The organism is Methylobacterium sp. B1, from assembly GCF_000333255.1.
Taxonomy (GTDB): domain Bacteria; phylum Pseudomonadota; class Alphaproteobacteria; order Rhizobiales; family Beijerinckiaceae; genus Methylobacterium; species Methylobacterium fujisawaense.
Window position 1 is genome coordinate 1 of sequence record NZ_BACT01000022.1, and the last position, 23,534, is coordinate 23,534.

Below are 23,534 nucleotides of genomic sequence, written 5' to 3' on the forward strand. Positions count from 1 at the left end.
ATGTCCGCCTCCGAGAAGGTCAGGGTCTGCGCGCCCGTACCCAGTGTCACCAGCGCGCGGCCGGAGACGGTGATCAGCGGCAGGGCGATCAGGGGGGCCGGTTGCGAGAGGTCGGGACCTGTGCTGCCGCCGTTGATCGCCGTGCGCGGCACGCCGGCGATCGCGAGGGTCGCCAGCCCGGTCTGCGCGTCGAGGGTGACCTGACGTCCGCTGGGCCCCGCGCAGGTGAGCGCCCGCAGGGTCGCCTGGGCGGGCGCCACCTCGGCGTAGACCGGCAGGGTGAGGCTCCCGAGTCCGAGGGGTGCCGTGACCGTGGCCTCGATCAGCAGCCGGGTCTGCGCGGTCTGCACGGTGGCGTTCGGGCTGCCCGGGCGGACCCAGCCCGAGCTGCGCTTGCGCTCGCCGATCGCCAGGGTCAGGCGGGTCGCGAGCAGGCCCGGAATGGTCGCCCCGAGATCGACCGCCACCTGGTTCTGGCCGTTCGCCAGCGCGGCCGCGGCACCCAGAAGGTTCAGCACGTTGAGGGAGGGGCCGGCGAAGCCCCGGGGCGGCGCCAGCGCCGCGGCATCGCCCAGCCCGTCCACCTGGCCGATCGCGATGAGGTTGCCGGCATTCGGCAGGGCGTTGAGGATTCCCGAGAGGGCCGAGACGACGCTGCCATTGTCCTGCGCGGCGACCCGGAGCGCCATCAACATCTGCCCGACGCTGGCCTGCGCCTGGACGATGTCGGTGTAGTTCGCCGCCTGCATGTTGAGGCTCGCCCCGAGCGCGTCGAGCACCCGCAGGCCGTCCACGCGGGCGCTCGCCAGGGCGTCGTAGTCGCTGACGCTGAGCGACAGCTTGGCGCCCAGAAGCGCGCCGAGCAGGGCGTTGGCGATGCCGCCCTGGAGTTGCAGGGTGCCGGAACCGATCGTGAAGGCGGCGAACTGCGCGCTCGCCGCGGTGCCCGTGACCCGCAGCGGCACCGCGGCCGGAAGGCCGATCGCCCGGCCGAAGGTCACAGGGACCGAAGTCGAGAGACCGACCCGCACGGCGTTGGCCGGGCTGCCGCCGGCCTTGAACCGGCTGCCGGGCGCGGTTCCCGGCGCGCTGGCGTCGTAGCTGCCCGGGCTGACCGTGGCGGTCGCCGTGGCGTAGCCGTTGTCGCCGAGGGAGCGCCGCGCCGCCGTGTCCGCCTGGGCCGGATCGACGGCCGCCAGCATGGCGGCGATATCCACCGCCCCCTGTGCCTTGCGCCGCGCCTGGAAGACCATGCCGAGGTCGATCCCGACCGCGCCCGCTGCCATCAGCATCGCGCTGCCGAGGGCCACCAGGATCGCGACGTTGCCGCCCCGGGCCGCCCGGAAGCGCCGTGCCCGGCCTGCGCGCGGCCCGGTCACAGGCCGCCCTTTCGAACGCTGACGGTGCTGCGCAGCACGCTCGGCAGCATCGGCAGCAGGCGGGAAAAGACGTTGATGCCCAGCGTCGTGGCGTCGAGGGTGACGGTGACCGTGTACACCGTGGCGTCGCTGGGATCCGGCCCGACCTGCACGACGATGCTGCCCGGCCGGAACATCGCGCCGGCGTTCAGGCTCTGGTTCACCATTTTCTGGGCGAGGCTGGCGCGCTCGGAATCGGTGACGCCCGCCACGGAGGCGCGTGCCGCCTCCGCGGCGATCTGGCGGAGGTTGTGGGCCGCGCCGAGACAGATCCCGAACACCGCGATCCCGGCGAACAGCAGGAGCAGCATGGGCGCCACGAGGGCGAACTCCACCGCGGAGCTGCCCCGCCGGCAGGTCCACCCCTTCGGCGCGCCACGCCGGCGCAAGCGCCGCAAGTCCATCGCATCGCCCTCCACGGGTCGCGCAGCCCGATGACTGCACGACCTATGGTGGCGCCGATCTTCTAACCAATGGTTGTTTTAATCGTCGATTATACAACCTTTGGGCGAAAACAGCCGCTCCGGTGCGGCGCCGGCAGGGGGGACCGCGCTGCGCCACCGCGTGCGGCCCCGACGCCGTCGCGCCGGGGCGGCCTCAGATGGCCGTCGGCGGCCGCAGCAGACCGATGCCGGCGGGATCGAAGGCCGCGCTCTTGATAATGGCATGAACGTCGCGCCCCGGCACCAGCCCGAGTTCGCGGATGGCAGCGGCGGTGACGCGCGCCACGAGGCGCGCGCCGTTGCAATCGATCTCCACCGCCGTCTCGGCTCCCGCCGGGGCGAGCCCGCAGATCCGGCCCGCCAGCACGTTGCGGGCGCTGAGCCCGCGAGGGCGCTCTGTGGCGACGAGCACGTCGCGGGCGGGAATCCGGACGCGCAGCCGCGTTCCGGGCGGGCGCGACAGCCCCGGCACCAGCAGGCGCCCGGCGGCGCCCGTCAGACGCGTGAGCCCGGTGGCGTCATCGATGGCCTCGACGACCATGTCGAGCAGCGCGCCGGCTTCGGCCTCGTGGATCGGGACGAGATCGGCCCGGCGCAGGATCGTTTCCGCGGGGCCGGCGGCGGCCACGCGCCCGGATTCCAGCACGATCACCGTGGTGGCGAGCCGTGCCACCTCGGACACCGCGTGGCTGACATAGATGATCGGGATGCCGGCTTCGTCGCGCAGGCGCTCGATGTAGGGGAGGATCTCGGCCTTGCGGGCCTCGTCCAGGGCCGCGAGGGGCTCGTCCATCAGCAGGAGGCGCGGTCTGGCCAGGAGGGCCCGGCCGATCGCCACCCGCTGGCGCTCACCCCCCGAGAGCCCGGCAGGCCGCCGGTCGAGGAGATGGTCGATCCCGAGCATGCCCGTCACCGCCGCGAAGGCCACCGGGTCGGCACGGTGCCGGGCGAAGACGCGGCCGTAGCCGAGGTTGGTCCGGACGCTGAGATGCGGGAACAGCCGCGCATCCTGGAACACCACGCCGACCTGTCGCCGATGCGGCGGAAGGATCAGTCCCGCCGCGGTATCGACCCATGGGGCCCCCCCGACCGTGATCCGGCCCCGATCCGGGCGGGCGAGGCCGGCGATCAGGTCGATCAACGTGGTCTTCCCCGAGCCCGAGCGCCCGAACAGGGCGGTGAGCCCCGGCCCGGCCTCGAAGGCGGCCTCGAGCGTGAAGGCGCCGCGCCGGATCTGAACGTCGACCTGGATGCTCACGCGGCGGGACTCGGGTAACAGGGGCCGCGGCGCGTTCCGGCGCCGGCCGGGACTCGCCCGCGATGATTACGGTCCATCACCTCGAGAACAGCCGGTCGCAGCGCGTGCTCTGGCTGCTGGAGGAACTCGGCCTGCCCTATCGCGTGACGCGCTATGCCCGCGATCCCCGGACCCTGCGCGCGCCCCCCGAGCTCGTGGCCGTGCACCCGCTCGGCAAGGCGCCGGTGATCACCGACGGCGAGACGGTGGTCGCCGAGACCGGCGCCATCGTCGCCTATCTCACGGAGCTGGCCGGCGCGAGGCTCGTGCCCGAACCAGGGACGGAGGCGCGGCGGCGCTACGTCTACTGGTCGCATTACGCCGAAGGGTCGGCGATGCCGCCGCTGCTGCTGAAGCTGGTCTTCGGTCGGCTGGCGCCGAGCAGCCCTTGGCTGCTGCGGCCCGTCGTGCGCCGGATCGCCGACACGGTGCTGCGGGGCTTCGTCGATCCGGATCTGCGCCGGCATGCAGCCTTCTGGGAGGCGGAGCTCGCGGACCGGCCGTATTTCTGCGGCACCGATTTCTCCGCGGCCGACATCCTGATGAGCTTCCCGCTGGAGGCTTTCGCGGTGCGCGGCACGGGAACGGGCCCGCAGGTCACGGATTGGCTCGCACGCATCCATGCCCGCCCGGCCTATCAGAGGGCGCTGCAGCAGGGCGGCCCCTACGCCTATGCCTGAGCGGGTCTCCCCCTTAGAGGCGGCAGCCATTCAGCCCGCCCCCAGCCGTCGACCGGCCCGCGTGGCGAGGACTTCCGAGATCAGAAGGGCCGAGACCGACAGCGCGATCGAGATCAGGGTGAGGCGCAGGGCAGGCCCCTCCCCGCCGGGCACCTGCGTCAGCGTGTAGATCGCCGACGGCAGCGTCTGGGTCTCGCCGGGGATGTTCGACACGAACGTGATGGTCGCGCCGAACTCGCCCATCGCCTTGGCGAAGGCCAGCACGGCCCCCGCGAGGCAGCCGGGCAGGCTGAGCGGCAGCGTGATGGTCAGGAACACCGCGAAGGGATTCGCCCCCAGCGTCCCGGCCGCCTGCTCCAGCCGCCGGTCGACCGCCTCGATCGACAGCCGCATCGCCCGCACCATGAGCGGGAACCCCATCACCGCGCAGGCGAGCGCCGCTCCGGTCCAGCGGAAGGAGAGCACCACGCCGATCTCGGCGAGGGGGGCGCCGAGCAGACCGCGCCGGCCGAAGGCCAGCAGCAGCAGGTAGCCGGTGACCACCGGGGGGAGGATCAGCGGCAGGTGGACCAGCCCGTCGAGCAGGGCGCGGCCGGGAAAGCGGCGCCGCGCCAGCAGCCACGCCACGGCGAGGCCGGGCACGAGGCTCGCAAGCGTCGCCACCGTCGCCACCCGAAGGCTCAGGCCGACGGCGGTCCACTCCTCCGGGGTCAGACCGAACACGGGGCCGGCGCGCCGCTACTGGCTGGCGCCGGGCTGCGCAACCACCGTGAAGCCCTGGCGCTCGAAGAAGCCCCGGGCCTCCGGGCCGCGCAGGTAGCCGAGCAGGGCTCCGGCATCCGGGTTGCGCGAAACCTTGGTCACGGCCGCCGGATAGATGATCGGCGGGTGGCTGTCGGCCGGGAAGGTCGCCAGCACGTGGACGCTCGGGTCCGCGGCGGCGTCGGTGGCATAGACGATGCCGAGGGGCGCCTCGCCCCGCGCGACGAGCAGCAGGGCGGCGCGCACGTTCTCCGCCTGCGCCACCTGCCCCTTCACGGCGTCCCAGGCGCCGAGCTTCTCCAGGGCCGCCTTCCCGTACTTGCCGGCCGGGACGGCGTCGATCGTCGCCATGGCCAGCCGGCCGCCGCCGAGAATCCGCGTCAGCGTGGTGCCGAGGTCCGGCGCCAGGGCGATCTGCGGGTCCGCGGCGCCGTTCTTCGGACCCGGCGCGATCAGCACCAGGGCATTGCGCAGGAAATCGATCCGCGAGCCGGTCTTCAGGAGCCCGGCCCGGTCCACGTAGTCCATCCAGGCGAGGTCGGCCGAGATGAACAGGTCCGCCGGCGCCCCCGCCTCGATCTGCTTGGCGAGGGCGTTCGAGCCCGCATAGGAGACCCGCGCGGTCTTGCCCGTCGCCCTGGTCCAGGCGGCTGAAGCGTCGTCGAGGGCGTTCTTGAGGCTGGCGGCCGCGAACACCACGACGGGCTCCTCCGCCCGCGCCGCGCGATCCCCGGGGGCGAGCGCCAGCGTTGCGAGGGCCAGCGTGGCCAGGATCCGTCGGGTCAGGCGCATGGATGGGGTCTCCCCGGTCGCGACCCGCTATATCCGGCGGGGAACGACGGGGATCATAGGGACGCCGCGACCGCCGGCCAAGGCCGGCGGTCGCGCCGGGAAGGACGCCCTCGTCGGATCACCCCAGATTGGCGTCGCGGCGGTCCTTGGGCTCGGCCTCGGCGCGGTGCAGGCGGCTCAGCAGAACCAGGAGGTGGCCCGGGAGGGGCCCGTCCGGTGCGGGGCCCCCGAAGATCCGCTCACGCGGTCGGGACTGCACGGCCGTGCCGGTGACGACCACGGGCCCACGCGGGCCGGAACGCCGGGACTTGGTCACGCTGTACGCACCCTGCTCAATCGTGATTCACGTAAAAAGCCGGCAAAAACGCCGCCCGAAGCGGCTGGTTCCACGGCCCCGGTGGATCATGTGATTAACGCGCGACCATCGTGCCGCATCCCTGGGCAGTCGCGCGCACGAATCGAAAGGCGGGGCTCACCAGGTCCGGATGTCGCGGCCTTCCACCGGCTGACTCTCCGGCGCGCCGCTCATGCCGTCCGCAACCAGCAGCGCCCACAGCGTGGCCGCGGCCGTGGTCACAACCGCGAAGGCGACGCTGATAAGGAGAGGCGATGTCATGGCAGCACGATCGTCTGTCAAAACCGGCGCGCCGCTCCACGAAGTGCGGCGCGCCTGAGTCGAGGGTCTGGCCTTGGGGAAGCCGAGATTGTTTAAGCACGCGCGATGCCCCTGGACACTGATTTAGATCGCTGAGATCACAAGTATTGACCCTTGTGTCTGTCCGGCAACAAAGGGCGGGACCGCGCGTCGGCCGCGCGTCGGCCGCGTCTCCCGGGCCTCCCTGCGCCGGCGGGGACCGTATTTTTTCGCGCCAGCCCCTGGGCTGCGGCGCGCCCCGGCGTTACAGCCCGGCATCATGCTCGAAGGCCTGCCGCCCCACCGCCCGTCTCACGTCCTGCGCCTGCTGACCGATGAACGGTCGGCCCGGGCGATGACCGACCTCCTGGGTGAGATGTTCGATCCCATGGACACGGCCGTCGCCGCCTTCGAGGACGAGGACGGCCGCACGTGGCGCCTCGAAGCCTATTTCGCCGACACGCCCGACGAGGATTACGTCCGGGACCTGATCCGGCCCGTCATCGGCGATGCGGCGGATGCGGCCGAGTTTCGCACCATCGAGCAGCAGGATTGGGTTCGCGCGTCGCTCGAGGGGCTGAAGCCGGTCCGGGCGGGACGCTTCCTCGTCCACGGCTCGCATGACCGCGACGCCGTGCGGGGCAACGATCTGCCCATCGAGATCGAGGCGGCCCTCGCCTTCGGTACCGGCCACCATGGGACCACCCTGGGCTGTCTGCGCGCGCTGGTCTCGGAGCTGAAGCGCCGGCGCCCGGCCCATGTCCTCGATGTCGGTACGGGAACCGGGATCCTCGCCTTCGCGGCCGCCAAGGCCCTGCGGCAACCCGTCGTGGCCGGCGACCTCGACGCGGAGGCCGTGCGCACGGCCCGCGAGAACGCCCGGGCCAACGGGCTCGGGCCCTATCTCAAGCTCTACGAGGGGCCGGGGGTGCGCCACCGCCTCGCCGACCGGCCGCGCCATTTCGATCTCGTCTTCGCCAACATTCTGGCCCGGCCCCTGCGGCTCCTCGCGCCGACGCTGACGCGCGTGGTCGCCTCCGAGGGCGTTCTGGTCCTGTCCGGCCTGATCGCGCGCGACGTGCCCGGCGTCCTCTCGGCCTACCGCCTCCAGGGCTTCTCCCTCGTCCGCCGTGGCATGATCGAGGGCTGGGTCGCCCTGGTCCTGATGCGCGGCGGCGCCGCCCGCCGCCCACGGCCCTGAGGCGCCCCGAACCGGCGGCGCGCCGGCGCGTTGATTGGCCATGAGCCAGACGTCGCTCCATGATCCGCCCGCGGACCCCATCGCCGAGGGCGCCCGCGCCCGAGCCCAGGGCCGTCCCAAGGACGCCTGCCCCTATCCGGCGAATTCGCCCGCACGCCTTGCGTGGTTCGAAGGTTATGACGGCGCGCCCATCGAGCGCATGCCGGATCTGCCGGTCACGAAGCGCTGATCAGCGCGCGGTGCGGAGCCGGCCCGACGGCGTCGAACCATCCGACGTGGGGGCGGTTTCGGCTGCTGTTTCCGCCCCGTCTGCCCGCGACACGGGAGCGCCGAGCGCCGCCATCAGCACGCGCAGACCGTCCACCCATTCCTCGAGTTCGGCGAGCGAATCGAATCCGTCCCGGCGAACCACCGTGTCGGGTTCGATCGTCACGATGGCGTCGAAGCGGCCATCGGGTCTGTCGCTGATCCGGTAGTAGACGCGGCGTGGCATGTCTGAGGAATAGGCCAAATCCGGCGGCGTGATAAGATTGTTAGCGATCTTTTAGGCACCGCACCCGGGCGCCTCCTCTGAGGACGGGGTGTTGCGGCGTGGGAGCGGCGGGCGCTAGGCTCGCCTCATGACTGAGCCCCGTCCGCCCCAGCCGCGTCAGCGCTTCCAGAGTTTCGACGACCCGAGCCACCGGAAGGGCGCCGAGCGGATCGAGGCCTTGCGGGCCGCTCTCCGCGAGCACGGGATCGACGGTTTCGTCGTGCCCCGGGCGGACGAGCACCAGTCCGAATACGTTCCGGCCGACGCCGAACGGCTGGCTTGGCTCACCGGCTTCACCGGCTCTGCGGGGACGGCCGTGATCCTGATGGAATCCGCGGCGCTGGTCGTCGACGGCCGCTACACCCTGCAGGCGCCCGAACAGGTCGATACCGGCATCCTCACGGTGGTGCCGCTGGCCGAGTCGACGCCGGAAGCCTGGATCGGCGTCAACCTCAAGAGGGATCAGGTTCTGGGCTACGATCCCTGGCTGCATACACCCGACGGTCTCGCACGCCTGGAGCGGGCCGCCACCCGGGCCGGCGGCACCGTGCGGGCCGTGCCGAACCTCGTCGACGCCGTCTGGGCGGGCCGCCCGAGGCCCCCCGCCGGGCCGGTGGTGCTCCATCCGGATGCCCTGTGCGGCGAGGCCTGCACCGACAAAATCGCCCGGATCCGGGCGGCCCTCGCCGAGGGCGGCTGCGATGCGCTGATTATCTCGGATCCGCACAATCTCGCCTGGTGCTTCAACCTGCGCGGCTCCGATGTCGGTCACACGCCCCTGGCCCTCGGCTACGCCATCCTGCCGCGCGAGGGGTTGGCGCGGCTGTTCCTGGTCTCGCCCGAGGTCGATCCGGCACTGCGCGCGGTGCTGGCCCCGATCGCCGAGATCCTGCCCCGGGCGGAACTGGACGACGGGCTGGGATCCCTCGCCGGCGTGCGTGTCCGCCTCGACGCGGCGACCGGCGCCGTCGCCCTGAAGGAAAAGATCGAGGCTGCCGGCGGCACTGCCGATGTCGGCAAGGATCCGATCACCGGCATGAAGGCGGTCAAGAACGCCGCCGAGATCGCCGGTGCGCGTGCCGCCCATGTCCGCGACGGGGCGAGTGTCGTGCGGTTTCTTGCCTGGCTCGACGGTGCGGCCGTGGCCGGAGGCCTCACCGAGATCGCCGCCGTCGAGGCCCTTGAGGATTTCCGCGCGGCGGGCGGCGATCTGCGCGAGGTCTCGTTCCCGACGATCTCGGGATCCGGGCCGAACGGCGCGATCGTCCATTACCGGGTGAGCCGCGCCACCGACCGGACGGTCCGGACCGGCGAGTTGTTCCTGATCGATTCCGGTGCGCAGTATCCGGACGGCACCACCGACATCACCCGCACGGTCGCGGTGGGCACGCCGAGCGCCGAGATGCGCGACCGTTACACCCGGGTGCTGAAGGGCCACGTCGCGATTGCCCGGGCGGTGTTTCCTGTCGGCACGACCGGCGCCCAGATCGACGCCTTCGCCCGGGCGCCGCTCTGGCAGGCGGGGCTCGACTTCGATCACGGCACCGGCCACGGCGTTGGCGCCTTCCTGTCGGTGCACGAGGGACCGCAGCGGATCGCCAAGACCGGCACGGTGGCGCTGGAGCCCGGCATGATCCTGTCGAACGAGCCGGGCTATTACGCCCGCGGCGCCTACGGAATCCGGATCGAGAACCTCGTGCTGGTCGAGCCCCGCACGATCGCGGGCGGCGAGCGCCCGATGTTGGGCTTCGAGACCCTGACGCTCGCCCCCTATGATCGGCGGCTGATCCAGCCGGACCTGCTCGAACCGGAAGAGCGCGCCTGGATCGATGCCTATCACGCCCGGGTGCGCGAGACCCTGGCGCCCCGGGTCGATGCCGGGACGCGCGACTGGCTGGAGCGTGCGACCGTGCCGCTCGCGGACTGAGCGATCGGCGTGGGATCCCGGGCACGGCCCGTGGTAAGACCCACCGCCATCGAAACGACCGCGCTGGCCCGGATATACCGTGCGTGAAACCGCGCCGGCCCTGCGCGCGAAGGGACAGCATGATCCGCCGCCTCGCCATTCTGATCCTGGCCTTCGCCGCGAGCCTCTCGGCCGCCGCAGCCCAAGGGGTCCCGCAGGGCTTCCGCACGCCGGCCGACCTCGTGCGGGCGAGCCTCGTGGCCGAGCCCGCCGCGGTCGCCGGCGCACAGCCGTTCACGCTGGCGGTGCGGATGCAGATCAAGCCCGGCTGGCACGTCTACTGGCGCAACCCGGGCGATTCCGGACTGCCTCCGGAGGTGACCTGGACCCTGCCGGCCGGCTTCAACGCCAGCGCGATCCGGTGGCCGGCGCCGGAGCGCATCCCGATCGCGACCCTCATGAATTACGGCTACGAGGGTGAAGTCACGCTCCTCGTGCCCGTGACGCCGCCGCCGAGCCTCGACCCGGCCAATCCCGTTCAGATTCAGGCGAAGCTGACCTATCTCGTCTGCGAGACCGAGTGCGTCCCCGGTTCGGCCGATCTCGCCCTCACCCTGCCGGTGGGCAAGGCCGAGCCGGACCCGGCCAACGCCGCGCTGTTCGCGCGCGCCCGGGCTGCCCTGCCCGCGCCGGCGCTCTGGCCCCTGCGCCTGTCGAGCCAGGGCGACACGCTGCAGCTCGATTTCGCCGCGACCGGCCTGAAACCCGAATCCATCCGGAACGCCGCCTATTTCCCCTATGCCGAGACGGCGATCGACAACGCCGCCGCGCAGGTGATGACCGTCGACGAGACCGGTCTGCATCTGACCATCGCGCGCAGCAGCCCGACCGATCCTTTGCCCGCCGCCCTGCCCGGCGTCCTGACGATCGACGAGGTCGGTACGGACGGCACCCGCCGCCTCGCCTTCGCGTATGGTGACGAGCCGGTGCTTCCTGCCGTCGCGGCCGCGTCGAGCGCGCCGAATCCGGCCGGAGCCCCGCCCGCCGCCGCCGAGTTCGACGCGCTGACCCTCGCGACCGCCGCGGCCTTCGCCTTTTTGGGCGGCCTGATCCTAAACCTGATGCCCTGCGTCTTCCCGGTGCTGTCCATCAAGGTGCTGAGCCTCGTGCGGCATGCCGGCGAGGGCCCGGCGCGGCTGCGGCTGCACGGCCTCGCCTACACGGCCGGCGTGCTGGCGAGCTTCCTCGGCCTCGCATCCCTGCTGATCGCCCTGAAGGGCGGTGGGGCCGCGATCGGCTGGGGCTTCCAGCTGCAATCGCCCGCCATGGTCGCAGCCCTCGCCTATCTGCTGTTCGCTATGGGCCTGAGCCTGTCCGGAGTGGTCCATGTCGGCGGCCGGCTCGCCGGCCTCGGAGACGGCCTGACCCGGCGTGCCGGCCTGAGCGGCTCGTTCTTCACGGGTGTGCTGGCGACCCTGGTGGCGACCCCCTGCACGGCGCCGTTCATGGGCTCGGCGGTGGGCTTCGCGCTGACGCAGAGTGCCGGTGTCGCGCTCGCCGTCTTCGCGAGCCTCGGCCTCGGCCTCGCCCTGCCCTTCCTGGTGCTGACCCTCTGGCCGCCGGCCCTGCGGGCGCTGCCGCGGCCGGGCGCCTGGATGGAGACCCTCAAACAGGTCCTGGCCTTCCCGGTCTACGCCACCGTGGCCTGGCTGATCTGGGTTCTGGCGCAGCAGGTCGATCCGCGTGGGCTGCTGGCGGCGCTGATCGGCCTCGTCCTGGTGGGCTTCGCCGCCTGGGCCTGGGAACACGGCCGCGCCGCCGCGCCCGGGGCGGGCCGGGTCGCGCGGTTCGCTGCGGCCCTCGCGCTAATCGCCGTGTCGGCCCTCGCCGTGACCCTTCCGCGGGACCGCACCGCGCCGTCGGCGCAGGCCGCCGCCGACGGGGTCGAGCCCTTCACTCAAGCGCGTCTCGACGCCCTGGTGGACGCGCACCGCCCCGTCTTCGTGGACATGACCGCCGCGTGGTGCATCACCTGCGCGGTGAACGAGGCGACCTCGCTCAACACCAAGGCCGTGCGGGCCGCGATGGCCGAGCGCGGCGTGACCTACATGAAGGGCGACTGGACCAACCAGAATCCCGAGATCACCCGTCTGCTGGAGAAGCACGGGCGCAGCGGCGTGCCGCTCTACCTCCTCTATACCGGAACCGGAGCGCCTCAGGTGCTTCCGCAGATCCTCACCGAGGGGACGGTTCTGGCGGCGCTCGACGCCGTGCCGGTCGCGTCCGGCCGGAGCGCGGCGCTGACCCGCTGAATCTGCGCGAGGCCCGGGGGGCCGCCGGGCCTCGCAGCATCCGCCGGCCTCGAACGTCCCTGGCTCCCTTCGCTGCACGCGGGCGGGCGGCGCGGCCGACCGGCCTCCGGCCCGGAACCCTTTGTCCCGGAACGCTTCGCGCCCCTCTCAAGCGTCGAGCGAGAACGTCTCGTCGAAGGCGTAGCCCGAGCCGCGGACCGTACGGATCGGGTCGGCTTGGCGCGGGCCGTTCAGTGCCTTGCGCAGCCGCCCGACATGGACGTCGACCGTGCGCTCGTCGATGTAGACGTCGTGTCCCCAGACCCCGTCGAGGAGCTGCTCGCGGGAGAAGACACGGCCCGGCGCCAGCATCAGGAATTCCAGCAGACGGAACTCTGTGGGGCCGAGATGCAGCTCCTCGCCGCCGCGGCGGACGCGATGGCCGGTGCGGTCGAGTTCGAGGTCGCCCGCCGCCAGCCGGTCCGAGACATGGGCGGGCTTGGCCCGGCGGAGCAGCGCGCGGATCCGGGCAAGCAGTTCCGGGACGGAGAACGGCTTGACGATGTAGTCGTCGGCGCCCGTCCCGAGACCGCGGATCCGGTCGCCCTCCTCGCCCCGGGCAGTGAGCATGATCACGGGCAGCCGCTCGGTCTCCCGGCGCGCCCGGATCCGCCGGCACAGCTCGATGCCCGACAGGCCGGGCAGCATCCAGTCGAGCAGGACGAGATCGGGGATCCGCTCCGCCAGGAGCAGCTCCGCGTCGTCGCCCCGAGCCGCGGAATCCACCAGAAAGCCCTCGGCTTCCAGATTGTAGCGCAGCAGCGTGGTCAGCGCCTCCTCGTCCTCGACGATCAGGACTTGCATGCTCACGTTCGAAGATCCGTTCACGAAGCGGCGCCATACGGCCTGCAGGCGCGCCGACTCTCCTTGGAGTTGGCGGGCAGGCAGAGGGTGCAGGAGGCGCCGCTCAGCCTCAACCCGCACGCTCCGATTCTCCGGCGGCGCCCCACAGGAGCGCGCGCAGGCCGACGCCTGGACCGGGGGCGGCCCGCTTACGGAGCCGGCACCCCGTCCACGGTCGCATAGTTCGACGCATCGTTCTTCGGCCGGTCGCCCGCCAGGGCCTCGCCCGTGGCGAGATAATGGATCGTCTCGGCGATGTTGGTTGTGTGGTCGCCGATCCGCTCGACGTTCTTGGCGCAGAACAGAAGATGCGTGCAGAACGAGATGTTGCGCGGATCCTCCATCATGTAGGTCAGGAGCTCGCGGAACAGCGAATTGTACAGGGCGTCGATCTCGCCGTCCCGCTCCCAGACATCGTGGGCTGCCTGGACGTCGCGGCTCGCATAGGCGTCGAGAACGTCCTTGAGCTGGCCCTCCGCGAGGTCGCTCATGTGGCGCACGCCGAGAACGATCTTCTGGGCCGGCGCCTGATCGGAGATCGCCACCACCCGCTTGGCGACGTTCTTGGCGAGGTCGCCGATCCGCTCGAGGTCGCCGGAGACGCGGATCGCCGAGATCGTCTCACGCAGATCGATCGCCAGGGGCTGACGCCGGGCGATCAACAGCACGGCGCGCTCCTCGATGTCCCGCTGCAGGGCGTCGAGGCGCTTGTCGGCGACGATCACCGCCTGGGCGAGCGTGTCGTCCCGGCGCACGAGGGCGTCCGTCGCCTCCGCGGTCATCTTCTCGGCCACGCCGCCCATCTCCGAGATCGAGCGACGCAGGTTCTCCAGGTCGGTGTCGTAGGAGGTGACGATATGGCCGGGCATGGCGAATCCTTCGATGGGTCCCGGGGGCGGCGCTCCGGGGAGGCCCTCGGGGACCCGCCGGCCCTCCGCGGATGCGGCGACCGGACGGCCTTCCCCGAGACCGGAGCGTCCAGGCAGACTAGCCGAACCGGCCGGTGATGTAGTCCTGGGTGCGGCGTTCCGTCGGGTTCATGAACATCCGGTTGGTCGGACCGAACTCGATCAGCTGGCCCAGATACATGAAGGCGGTGAACTGCGAGATGCGCGCCGCCTGCTGCATGTTGTGGGTGACGATCACGATGGTGAACTCGTCGCGCAACTGCTCGATCAGCTCCTCGATGCGGCCGGTGGAGATCGGGTCGAGGGCCGAGGTCGGCTCGTCGAACAGGATCACCTCCGGGCGCTGCGCCACCGTGCGGGCGATGCACAGGCGCTGCTGCTGGCCGCCCGACAGGCCCGTGCCCTGCTGCTTGAGCTTGTCCTTCACCTCGTCCCAGAGGGCGGCCTTGCGCAGGGAGGCCTCGATCCGGCCGTCGAGTTCGGATTTCGGCAGCTTCTCGTAGAGGCGCAGGCCGAAGGCGACGTTGTCATAGATCGACATCGGGAACGGCGTCGGCTTCTGGAACACCATGCCGATGCGCGAGCGCAGCTCGTTCAGGTCGATGGAGGGGCTGAGGATGTTCTCGCCGTCCAGGAGGATCTCGCCCTCGGCCCGCTGCTCCGGATAGAGGCTGTAGATCCGGTTGAAGCAGCGCAGCAGGGTGGACTTGCCGCAGCCCGAGGGCCCGATCAGCGCCGTGACCTGCCGGTCGTGAAAGTTGAGGTTGACGTCCTTCAACCCGTGGAAGCTGCCGTAGTAGAAGTTCAGGCGCTTCACGGCGATCCGCACGGGACCGCCCTCGTCGGCGCGGTTGCGGTTCAGCTCGACCGTGGGGATCGCGGAGGCGGCGTTCATCGTCGTGTCCTCGAAGGGTCTCAGCGCGAGGTCTGCGGCTTGATCACAAGGCGGGCAATGATCGACAGCACCAGGATGGTGGCGGTGATCAGAAGCGCGCCGGCCCAGGCGAGGCCCTGCCAGTTCGGATAGGGCGAGAGGGCGAACTGGTAGATCATCACCGGCAGGTTCGCGACGCCACCCATCAGGTTGGCCGAGAACCAGGAATTGTTGTTGAGGGCGGTGAACAGCAATGGCGCCGTCTCGCCGGCGATGCGCGCCAGGGCCAGGATGATCCCGGTGACGATGCCAGCCGAGGCCGCCCGCCACGTGACGTTGATGATCACCGTCGAGGGCGGCGCCCCGAGCGCCGCGCCGGCCTCCCGCAGGGTTCCGGGGACGAGCCGCAGCATGTCCTCGGTGGTGCGGACGATCACCGGAACGGCGATGATCGCGAGCGCGACGCCGCCGGCCCAGCCCGAATAGGTGCCCATCGGCCGCACCATCAGGGTGTAGACGAACAGGCCGATCAGGATCGACGGCGCCGAGAGCAGGATGTCGTTGAGGAAGCGGATCAGGGCCGCGAGCTTCGAGCCGCGCCCGTACTCGGCCAGGAAGGTCCCGGCCATGACGCCGACCGGCGTCGCGATCACGATGCCGATCCCGGTCAGGACGAGGCTGCCCAGAATGGCGTTGGCGATGCCGCCGCCCTCGGATCCGGGGCCCGGCGTCGGGTTGGTGAACAGGGTCGGCGTGAAGCCGCGCACGCCCTGGACGATCAGCATCACCAGGATCGAGCCCAGGACCAGGGCACCCACCAGCGTCGCCCCGGTGCAGGCAACCCGCAGCGTGCGGTCGGCGATGCGCCGGCCCTGACGGACCCGGCCGGAGCGGCGCCGGGGCGCCGCGGTCATCGTGGGGGAGGCGTCCATCGCGCGTGCTCCTCAGGCGGCCTGGACGCGGCGCGTCAGCAGCCGGGCGATGATGAGAACCACGAAGGTGATCACGAACAGGATGCAGCCCAGAGCCATCAGGGCGTTGAGCTGGAGGCCGTCGGCTTCGTTGAACTCGTTGGCGATGCGCGACGCGATGGTCGAGCTCGGATCGAAGATCGAGGCCGAGAGGCGGTTGGCGTTGCCGACCACGAAGGTCACCGCCATCGTCTCGCCCAGCGCCCGGCCGAGGCCGAGCATGATCGCCCCGATGATCGAGACCGAGGCCTGCGGCACCAGCACGTGGCGCACCACCTCCCAGGTGGTGCAGCCGATGCCGTAGGCGCTCTCGCGCAGCACGGTCGGGATCTGGTCGAGCATGTCGCGGGCGATCGAGGCGATGAACGGCACGATCATGATCGCCAGGATGATCCCGGCGGTGAAGACGCCGACGCCCGAGGGCACCCGGGCGTAGAACAGCGTGCCGACGATCGGCATGCCCTCGACGAGGTTCGAGACCGGGATCTGGATGTAGCGCGCGAAGAGCGGCGCGAACACGAACAGGCCCCACATGCCGTAGATGATGCTGGGCACGGCGGCGAGCAGCTCGATCGTCATGGCGACCGGCTTGCGGGCCCAGCCCGGGCAGAGCTGGGTGAGGTAGACCGCGATCCCGAGGGAGACGGGGACGCCGATCAGGAGCGCCAGGAAGGCGGAGGCGACGGTCCCGATCACCGCCACCAGGGCGCCGTACTGCTCGGTCCCGACGTTCCAGGCGCTGGAGGTCAGGAACCCGAAGCCGAATTCGCGGAAGGCGGGCCAACCGCCGTAGAGGATCGAGCCCAGGATGCCGGCGAGGACGAGCAGCACCAGCAGCGCTGCGGCATACGAGGAGGTCCGGAACAGGGTGTCGAGGCTCCGGCTCGGCGCCTTCCGCGCCGTCGCGGAACGGGTTCGGCCGAGGGCGATCGATTCTGTCAAAGCGGGCATCCGCTGTTCTCTGCGAAGAGGGCGTGGTAGCGCGGGGCGTTCCGAGAAGCGAGGGAGGAGGTTCCCACCTCCTCCCGGCCACGCTCACATGTTGAAGACGGGCTTACCGTCCTTGCCCTTCACGTCCTTCCACTCCTGGTGGATCAGCTCGACGACGTTGTCCGGCAGCGGGACATAGTCGAGGTCGACGGCAAGCTTGTCGCCGTTCTTGTAGGCCCAGTTGAAGAACTTGAGCACATCGGCTGACTTGGCCGGATCGACGGCATCCTTGTGGACCAGGATGAAGGTCGCTGCCGTGATCGGCCACGCCGCCTCGCCCGGCTGGTTGGTCAGGGAGATGCCGAAGCCCGGGGTCGCCTTCCAGTCGGCGCTCGCCGCCGCGGCCTGGAACGCCTTGTCGTCGGGCTGCGGATACTTGCCGGCCTTGTTCTGCAGCAGGGCGTAGGAAAGCTTGTTCTGCTTGGCGTAGGCCGACTCGACGTAGCCGATCGCGTTCGGGACCTGCTTCACCGTGGCGGTCACGCCCTCGTTGCCCTTGCCACCCTGCCCCACCGGCCAGGAGATCGTCGTGGCGGCGCCGTATTCCTTCTTCCAGGGCTCGGAGACCTGGGACAGGTAGGTGGTGAAGATGTTGGTCGTGCCCGACGCGTCGGAGCGGTAGACCGGGGTGATGTTGGAGTCGGGGAGCTTCAGCCCGTCATTGAGTTTCGCGATCCGCGGATCGCTCCACTTGGCGATCTTGCCGGCATAGATGTCGGCCAGCACGTCGCCGGTGAGCTTGAGCTTGCCCGGCTCGATCCCGGGGATGTTCACCACCGGCACGACGCCGCCCATCACGGTCGGGAACTGGACGAGACCGTCCTTGGCGAGCTGCTCGGGCTTGAGGGGCGCGTCGGTGGCGCCGAAATCGACCGTCTTCGCCTGGATCTGCTTGATGCCGCCCCCGGAGCCGATCGACTGGTAGTTGAGGCCCGAGCCGGTCTCCTTGCGATAGGCCTCGGCCCACTTGGAGTAGACCGGGAAGGGGAACGTAGCCCCGGCGCCGGTGATATCGGCGGCGAGCGCCGCGGACGCCAGCTGAACCGTCGCGAGGCCGACGGCGAGCGCGTAAGCGAAGGGTCTCAAGGGATTCTCCGTTGCCGTCGGGCAAGAGCCTGCGCTGCCCTGCCGGCAAGCCCATGCCCGCGGCAGAGCTCTGCGGCCGATCTTCCGAAGAGACCCAGCGCCGGCCGCCCGATGGAGGGGCGCATACGACAGGCAGATGACACCGGGATGACATCGCGCCGCGGGCCCGACGGCACGGTTCGTGGTTCTCGCGCGTTCATAACCCGCATGGGCAGCGGCAATGCCGGGGCAATGCCAGCTGCAGCGGTAGTGGCAGCGGCAGCGGCAGCGGCAGTTACAGCGGGAGGACGTCGGATCGTGGGCGGCGAGGAGGTCGATACGGGGGCGGATGCCGACCCGGTCTGGTCGGCCCTGCATGCGGAGCGGGAAGCCGTGGAGCGTGCCCTCACGCTGGCGCAGGCGCGCCAGAAATTCTCCACCGATCCGGAGCTGGCGGCCGCAGCGCGGCGCGAGGAGGCCGAGCTGCTGGTCAACCTCGACCGGGTGCTGACGTTGATTCGTGCCGCCGAGTATCGTCGACGGCCGGGGGCGCGCCGCTGGTAGCGGCGCGGGGCCGGATCAGATCGCCCGGCGCAGCTCCCGCTCCTTCTGGCGCAGTCGCAGAAGCAGCTCGACGTGCGTGTCGGTGATCGGCTGCGTGTCGACGCTGCCTTCGTAGACCGTGCGAAGGTTGAGGCCGAGCTGGCGCGTGTCGAGCGCCCGCTTCAGCGACTGTCCCGCAGGCAGATGCCCATCGGACTCGACGATAGCCGGCTTCATGGCTCCCTCCCGCCCATCGACCGCCCATGCCTTCCGCGGTACCGGGATGACGGCACTTTCAAGTCGAATAGTTAACGCATCGTTAAGCTCAACCAACGGTTAAGGCTGTCGCCGGGCTACGCCTCGGCGCCCTGAAGCAGGCGCGCGGCTGCCGCCCGGGCTTCGTCGGTGACGGTGGCGCCCGCCAGCATCCGGGCGATCTCCTCCCGGCGCTCGGCGACCGGCAGGCTCGACACGCGGGTGGCGACGCGGCCGGCCCCCTTCACGGGCGCCTTGGCGATCAGGAAATGCGTCTCGGCGCGCGCGGCAACCTGGGGGGCATGGGTCACCGCGACCACCTGCACGGTGGCCGCCAGTCGGGCGAGGCGCAGCCCGATGGCGTCCGCCACCGCGCCGCCGACCCCGGTATCGATCTCGTCGAAGATGAGGGTCGGAGCGGAGCCCTTGTCGGCCAGCACCACCTTGAGCGCCAGCATGAAGCGCGACAGCTCGCCACCCGAGGCGACCTTCATCATCGGACCGGGCTTGGTCCCCGGGTTTGTCTGGGCCCAGAACTCGACGCGGTCGGTGCCGGCGGCATCGCGGGAATCCGGATCCGTGACGATCTCGGTGATGAACCGGGCCCGCTCCAGCTTGAGGGGCGGCAGCTCGGCCTTCACGGCGGCGTCGAGCTGCTTGGCCGCCCGGCGGCGCCCGGCGCTGAGCTTCTCGGCAGCCTCGGCGTAGGCGGCCTCCGCCGTCGCGAGCCCCTCCTCGAGGCCGGACAGCGCCGCCTCGCCGGCATCGATGGCCGCGACGTCGTTGGCGTAGCGCTCCGCCAGGGCGGCGAGGTCGTCGGCGGGCACGTCGTACTTGCGCGACGCGGCGCGCAGGGCGAAGAGCCGCTCCTCCACGCGCTCCAGGTCGCGGGGATCGAACTCCGTCTCGGCCACCGCCGCATCGAGGACCGCCCGGGCTTCGTCGAGGGCGACCATCGCGGCGTCGAGGGCGTTCACGCACGGGTCGACGAGGGCCGGCAGCTGCGCGGCGCGGCGCTCCAGCTTGCGCAGGGCGGCCGAGAGATGCGGCACGCCGGAATGGGGTCCGCCGACCGCCTCCAGCGCCTCGTTGAGTTCGCGCGCCACCTTCTCGGATTGCTGCATGATGGTGCGGCGCTCGGCGAGCTGCGCCTCCTCCCCCGGAAGCGGCGCGAGTGCGGCGAGTTCCTCCACGGAATGGCGCAGGAAATCGGCCTCCTTGCGGGCCGTCTCGACCCGGGCGCGGTGCTCGGCGAGTTCGATCCGAGCCGTCCGGACGGCCCGAGCGGCGGTGCCGACCTTGGCGAGCTGGGGCTGAAGCCCGCCGAAGGCGTCCAGGATCGCGCGGTGCGAGGCGGGGTCGGCGAGCGCCCGGTCGTCGTGCTGCCCGTGGATCTCCACGAGGGCCGCGCCGATCGCCCGCAGGACCTGCACGCCCACCGGCTGGTCGTTGACGAAGGCGCGGGTCCGGCCGTCCGCCATCTGGGTCCGGCGCAGGATCAGATCGCCTTCGATGTCGATCTCGGCCTCCTCCGCGATCCGGCGCGCGGGATGGTCGACGGGCAGGTCGAAGACCGCCGTGACCACGCCCTGCGCCTCGCCGTGACGCACCAGGCGGCCGTCGCCACGACCGCCGAGGGCCAGGGCGAAGGCGTCGAGCAGGATCGATTTGCCCGCGCCCGTCTCTCCGGTCAGGACGCTGAGTCCGGATCGAAAATTCAGTTCGAGCCTGTCGATCAGGACGATGTCGCGAATCGCGAGCTGCGCCAGCATGCGGCGACGGGGATTCCTCAGGACGGGACCGCACACATAAGGCCGCTGCGGCGCGGATTCACCCCAAAAATGCGTCGCACCACGCAAGGGGGCGCCGCAACGGGAAAGGCCCGGAGCGGCGGCTCCGGGCCTCGATCTGTGCGCGGGACGGCCCGGTTGCGGGCTCCGATGCCTACTCGGCCGAGGCGGTCTTGCCGGTGACCGTGCGGTAGATCTTCGAGAGGAACGAGGATTTCTCCTCGCGGGGCTCGAGGCCGCCCTGAGCCAGGAGCGCGTGGGCGTCCTTGTACCAGGGGCTTTCCGGGAAGTTGTGTCCGAGCACCGCGGCGGCATTCTGCGCCTCCTGGGTGATGCCCAGCGCCCAGTAGGCCTCGGTCAGGCGCTCGAGCGCCTCCTCGGCGTGGCGGGTGGTCTGGTACTTGGCGACCACGTCGCGGAAGCGGTTGATCGCCGCCGGGAAATTCCGCTTCTCGAGGTAGAAGCGGCCGATCTCCATCTCCTTGCCGGCGAGCTGATCGCGGGTGATCTGGATCTTCGCCTTCGCGTCGGCAGCGTATTCCGATGTCGGATACTTCTGCACCAGTTCCTGGAGGGCGACGAGCGCCTTCTCGGACCGGTCCTGATCGCGGGTGACGTCCGGGATCTGCTTATAGTTCGACATCGCCATCAGGTACTGCGCGTAGGCGGCGTCCTTGCTGGCCGGATGCCGCTGCAGGTAACGCTTCGAGGCGCTGATGGCGTCGTCGTATTTCTGGCCTTCGTAGTTGGCGTAGGCCGTCATCAGCAGTGCCTTCCGAGACCACTCAGAATACTGATACTGCTTGTCCAGATTGTCGAATTTCTTGACCGCGCCCTCGTAGTCGCTGTCCTCGAGCTTGGCCAAGCCGTCGCTGTACAGCTTGTCGGCCGGGACGTCCGGGACGACTTCGGGTTTGTACTTCTCAGCGAAGATGCTGGTCGGGTCGAAGTCGCAGCCGCCGAGGCCCAGGCCGAGGATGGCCACGAGGGGCGCCGCGAAGGCCGCTCCCCGGCGATGACGAATGGTGACAGGCATCTGGCGCTCTTTCCCGGAACCGGCGCCGTCTCGCGCCGTCATGCCATCGCGTGGGTGGATCCGGCCCGCCCCGGGCCGTGCCCGCCGTTCACGGACCGTTAAACCGTGCCGTTCGATTCGGGCACGAAAGCGGCAAGGCTGCGGCAGCCAGGATCGGTTGCCGGCTGTGTCCCACCGGCCACAGGCGCTTTCTAGAGGTCGCCCGCGAAGGCGGCGATGCCGAGGCCGACGCCGAGTTCGGACAAAACGGTCTCGCGGCGCGAGCCCTGCGCCTCGACGATGGCGTAGTTCGCCCGGTCGGCGAAGAGGGCCGAGAGCACGCCGACATTCATCCGGTGGCCGCCGCAATAGGAGCGGTACGCGCCCTGGATCGGCAGCCCGGCCAGCGCCAGGTCGCCGATCGCGTCGAGGATCTTGTGGCGGACGAATTCGTCCTGGAAGCGCAGCCCCTCGGGGTTGACCACCGCGGTCTCGCCGACCGCCACGGTGTTCTCCAGCGAGGCGCCGAGGGCGAAGCCCGCCTTCCAGTAGCGCTCCACGTCCCGCATCATCCCGAAGGTGCGGGCGCCGGCGATCTCGCGGCGATAGGTGGCGGGCGAGAGGTCCATCGCCTTGCGGGAGCGGCCGATCACCGGGCTCTCGAAATCGATCTCGACATCGAGGCGGAAGCCGCGATCGATCGGACGCAGCTCCGCGAAGGACGTGCCGGTCTCGATGCGGACGTGGCGGAGGATCTTGAGCCAGCGCCGGGGGGTGTCGCAGGTGGCGATCCCCACTTGGTCGATCGCCTGGACGAAGGGGAGCGCGGATCCGTCGAGGATCGGCATCTCCGGGCCGTCGATCTCGATCAGGGCGTTGTCGACGCCCAGGCCGAACAGGGCGGACATCAGGTGCTCGACGGTGGCGACTGCGCCCGTCTCGACGTCACCCAGAACGGTGCAGAGTTCCGTGGCGGAGACGAGGGCGTGGTGTGCCTTGATCAGGCGGTCGTTGCCGTGAGTGGTGCCGGTGCGGAGGAAGGCGATGCCATGATTGGCCGGAGCGGGCCGGATCGTGATCTCGGCGGGATTGCCGGAGTGAACTCCGATGCCCGAGAGAGTCGCCGGCCCTTTGAGGGTCGTCTGTTTGTGCGTTCGCATTCCTTAGCCCCCGGGCGCGACCAGATCCCGACACCCCGACCGGGGGTGAAGAGAAAACCGACTGATCCGTCCGCTGCTTGATGCCCTAGCCCACGCGATCAGGTTGTGTCCCGATGCGTGTCGTCTCGATCACATGGTTTCTATAGCTGCACCGCACAGGGCAGCCAAATCACGGATTCTTACGGTCTGTTACAGACACGCTTACCGGCTCGTTGCCGCAAAACGCTGGTCCACCAAAGGCTTAAAGCTTGGTTAACGCATGGCTAACCGGCGGCCGTTCTGTGGCGCGGATGCACCACGGTCCCGGCCTCGCGAGACGCCGCATGCCCACGCGATGGGGCCTGTTTCAGGCTGTAACAACCACGAGTTGCTTTGTTGCAGCGCGAAGGGGCCGGCGGTTTCCCGCCGGCCCCCTGCCGTGTCCGAGATCTCGGCCTGTCAGTTCGCCTGACGGCGCAGGAAGGCGGGGATCTCGAGCTGATCGTCGTCTATCATCCGGGGCTGCGCGGAGACCCGGCCCTGCGCGTCGAGGTTGCCCTGGGCCGGGCGGTATTGCGGCACCGCGGGCGCGGCCGGGGCACGGGGGGCCGGCGGCACGTGGGACTGGGCCATGTGCGGTTGGGCCATGTGCGGCTGGGCCATGTGCGGCTGGGCCAAATGCGGCTGCGGGGCGGCGGGAGAGGCCGGCCGGGCCGCCGGGGCGCCCTCCATGTCCTCGCGGCGGCCGCCGAAGCCCACGGTGGCGAGCCGGCGCAGCAGCGAGGTCCGCTTGGATTCCGGAGCGGCCTCCTCGGCCGCGCGGTTCGCCATGATCTGGGTCTGGGCGATCGGCGGCAGCTCGTGGATCTGCGGCATGCGCGGAGCGCGGGCGAGCGGCGTGCCCGTCGGGGCGGCGGGACGCGGCGGCACGAACGGGCCGGCCTCGATGGCGGGGGCCGGCTCGGCCCGCTGCGGTGCGGGAGCCGGGACGAACGGTGCCGCGGCGCGCGCCTGGGCCGGGGCGAGCACGACGTCGTCGCGGGTCACCGGCGCGGCGCTCTCCATGCNGCTCTCGATCCGCGGCTCGGCCCGCATCTCCGTGCTTGGCTTGCCGCGCGGGGCCGG

General features: G+C 70.8%; 24 protein-coding genes and 1 pseudogene. 6 read left to right on the forward strand and 19 right to left on the reverse strand.

What is annotated here, in order from left to right; genetic code table 11:
- The 3 genes from I53_RS00620 to modC form a co-directional block, all read right to left on the reverse strand.
- A partial coding sequence (locus tag I53_RS00620) for a TadG family pilus assembly protein (protein WP_043345498.1) occupies nt 1-1,379 on the reverse strand: 1,379 nt, incomplete at its 3' end.
- Nucleotides 1,376-1,822: a TadE/TadG family type IV pilus assembly protein gene (locus I53_RS00625; RefSeq protein WP_043345500.1), complete on the reverse strand. Its 447-nt coding sequence runs from the start codon at nt 1,820-1,822 to the stop codon at nt 1,376-1,378. The genes I53_RS00620 and I53_RS00625, both read right to left, overlap by 4 nt.
- Nucleotides 1,823-2,015: 193 nt before the next feature.
- Nucleotides 2,016-3,119 carry a molybdenum ABC transporter ATP-binding protein gene (gene modC, locus I53_RS00630; protein WP_043345502.1) on the reverse strand — a complete coding sequence of 368 codons (1,104 nt, stop codon included), beginning with the start codon at nt 3,117-3,119 and terminating at the stop codon, nt 2,016-2,018.
- Nucleotides 3,120-3,181: 62 nt separating this feature from the next.
- Between modC and I53_RS00635 the strand changes: the two genes are divergently transcribed.
- Entirely contained in the window at nt 3,182-3,838 is a 657-nt protein-coding gene (locus I53_RS00635) for a glutathione S-transferase (protein ID WP_043345504.1), read from the forward strand.
- A gap of 30 nt (nt 3,839-3,868) precedes the next feature.
- On the opposite strand, the gene modB is transcribed toward I53_RS00635, so the two are convergent.
- The 4 genes from modB to I53_RS33585 form a co-directional block, all read right to left on the reverse strand.
- The gene (gene modB / locus I53_RS00640) at nt 3,869-4,561 is read right to left on the reverse strand and encodes a molybdate ABC transporter permease subunit (protein WP_043345507.1); all 693 of its coding nucleotides are present in this window, start codon (nt 4,559-4,561) and stop codon (nt 3,869-3,871) included.
- Nucleotides 4,562-4,576: 15 nt separating this feature from the next.
- Complete coding sequence (modA, locus tag I53_RS00645) at nt 4,577-5,392, reverse strand: molybdate ABC transporter substrate-binding protein (RefSeq protein ID WP_043345511.1); 816 nt, start codon at nt 5,390-5,392, stop codon at nt 4,577-4,579.
- A gap of 118 nt (nt 5,393-5,510) precedes the next feature.
- Nucleotides 5,511-5,708 (reverse strand): hypothetical protein, encoded by a 198-nt coding sequence (locus I53_RS00650; protein ID WP_043345513.1) that lies wholly within the window; start codon nt 5,706-5,708, stop codon nt 5,511-5,513.
- Nucleotides 5,709-5,864: 156 nt separating this feature from the next.
- Nucleotides 5,865-6,008, reverse strand: a complete 144-nt coding sequence (locus I53_RS33585; protein ID WP_167380412.1) for a hypothetical protein — start codon at nt 6,006-6,008, stop codon at nt 5,865-5,867.
- A gap of 298 nt (nt 6,009-6,306) precedes the next feature.
- On the opposite strand from I53_RS33585, the gene I53_RS00655 reads away from it, so the two are divergent.
- Nucleotides 6,307-7,227: a 50S ribosomal protein L11 methyltransferase gene (locus tag I53_RS00655; protein WP_043345515.1), complete on the forward strand. Its 921-nt coding sequence runs from the start codon at nt 6,307-6,309 to the stop codon at nt 7,225-7,227.
- A 40-nt stretch (nt 7,228-7,267) separates the two neighbouring features.
- On the forward strand, nt 7,268-7,456 hold the full coding sequence (locus tag I53_RS00660; protein ID WP_043345517.1) for an Rmf/CrpP family protein: 189 nt from the start codon (nt 7,268-7,270) through the stop codon (nt 7,454-7,456).
- Here the strand turns inward: I53_RS00660 and I53_RS00665 are convergent, their stop codons facing one another.
- The gene (locus I53_RS00665; protein ID WP_043345518.1) at nt 7,457-7,720 is read right to left on the reverse strand and encodes a hypothetical protein; all 264 of its coding nucleotides are present in this window, start codon (nt 7,718-7,720) and stop codon (nt 7,457-7,459) included. It lies immediately after the preceding gene.
- Between the two features lie 127 nt (nt 7,721-7,847).
- On the opposite strand from I53_RS00665, the gene I53_RS00670 reads away from it, so the two are divergent.
- Complete coding sequence (locus I53_RS00670; protein WP_043345520.1) at nt 7,848-9,686, forward strand: aminopeptidase P family protein; 1,839 nt, start codon at nt 7,848-7,850, stop codon at nt 9,684-9,686.
- A 119-nt stretch (nt 9,687-9,805) separates the two neighbouring features.
- Nucleotides 9,806-11,977, forward strand: coding sequence for a protein-disulfide reductase DsbD domain-containing protein (locus I53_RS00675; protein WP_187294289.1), 2,172 nt, complete (start codon nt 9,806-9,808; stop codon nt 11,975-11,977).
- Nucleotides 11,978-12,124: 147 nt separating this feature from the next.
- Here the strand turns inward: I53_RS00675 and phoB are convergent, their stop codons facing one another.
- The 6 genes from phoB to pstS form a co-directional block, all read right to left on the reverse strand.
- Nucleotides 12,125-12,820 (reverse strand): phosphate regulon transcriptional regulator PhoB, encoded by a 696-nt coding sequence (gene phoB / locus I53_RS00680; RefSeq protein ID WP_043345521.1) that lies wholly within the window; start codon nt 12,818-12,820, stop codon nt 12,125-12,127.
- Between the two features lie 188 nt (nt 12,821-13,008).
- Nucleotides 13,009-13,728: a phosphate signaling complex protein PhoU gene (gene phoU / locus I53_RS00685; protein WP_043345524.1), complete on the reverse strand. Its 720-nt coding sequence runs from the start codon at nt 13,726-13,728 to the stop codon at nt 13,009-13,011.
- A 118-nt stretch (nt 13,729-13,846) separates the two neighbouring features.
- Nucleotides 13,847-14,662, reverse strand: a complete 816-nt coding sequence (gene pstB / locus I53_RS00690; protein WP_043345526.1) for a phosphate ABC transporter ATP-binding protein PstB — start codon at nt 14,660-14,662, stop codon at nt 13,847-13,849.
- 20 nt (nt 14,663-14,682) lie between these two features.
- Complete coding sequence (gene pstA, locus I53_RS00695; RefSeq protein WP_075380270.1) at nt 14,683-15,573, reverse strand: phosphate ABC transporter permease PstA; 891 nt, start codon at nt 15,571-15,573, stop codon at nt 14,683-14,685.
- A 12-nt stretch (nt 15,574-15,585) separates the two neighbouring features.
- Nucleotides 15,586-16,563: a phosphate ABC transporter permease subunit PstC gene (gene pstC, locus I53_RS00700; protein ID WP_043345529.1), complete on the reverse strand. Its 978-nt coding sequence runs from the start codon at nt 16,561-16,563 to the stop codon at nt 15,586-15,588.
- A gap of 84 nt (nt 16,564-16,647) precedes the next feature.
- Nucleotides 16,648-17,688 (reverse strand): phosphate ABC transporter substrate-binding protein PstS, encoded by a 1,041-nt coding sequence (gene pstS / locus I53_RS00705; RefSeq protein ID WP_043345532.1) that lies wholly within the window; start codon nt 17,686-17,688, stop codon nt 16,648-16,650.
- A gap of 297 nt (nt 17,689-17,985) precedes the next feature.
- On the opposite strand from pstS, the gene I53_RS00710 reads away from it, so the two are divergent.
- Entirely contained in the window at nt 17,986-18,231 is a 246-nt protein-coding gene (locus I53_RS00710; RefSeq protein ID WP_043345535.1) for a hypothetical protein, read from the forward strand.
- Nucleotides 18,232-18,246: 15 nt separating this feature from the next.
- Here the strand turns inward: I53_RS00710 and I53_RS00715 are convergent, their stop codons facing one another.
- From I53_RS00715 to I53_RS00735, 5 genes and pseudogenes are all read right to left on the reverse strand, one after another.
- Complete coding sequence (locus I53_RS00715) at nt 18,247-18,447, reverse strand: hypothetical protein (RefSeq protein WP_043345537.1); 201 nt, start codon at nt 18,445-18,447, stop codon at nt 18,247-18,249.
- A gap of 116 nt (nt 18,448-18,563) precedes the next feature.
- Nucleotides 18,564-20,237: a DNA repair protein RecN gene (gene recN / locus I53_RS00720; RefSeq protein WP_043345540.1), complete on the reverse strand. Its 1,674-nt coding sequence runs from the start codon at nt 20,235-20,237 to the stop codon at nt 18,564-18,566.
- 172 nt (nt 20,238-20,409) lie between these two features.
- A complete protein-coding gene (locus tag I53_RS00725) occupies nt 20,410-21,291 on the reverse strand; it encodes an outer membrane protein assembly factor BamD (RefSeq protein ID WP_043345570.1) in 882 nt (293 codons plus the stop codon).
- A 191-nt stretch (nt 21,292-21,482) separates the two neighbouring features.
- Complete coding sequence (gene lpxC / locus I53_RS00730; RefSeq protein ID WP_043345543.1) at nt 21,483-22,430, reverse strand: UDP-3-O-acyl-N-acetylglucosamine deacetylase; 948 nt, start codon at nt 22,428-22,430, stop codon at nt 21,483-21,485.
- Between the two features lie 438 nt (nt 22,431-22,868).
- Nucleotides 22,869-23,534 (reverse strand): annotated as a pseudogene (locus tag I53_RS00735) (cell division protein FtsZ); the annotation flags it as partial.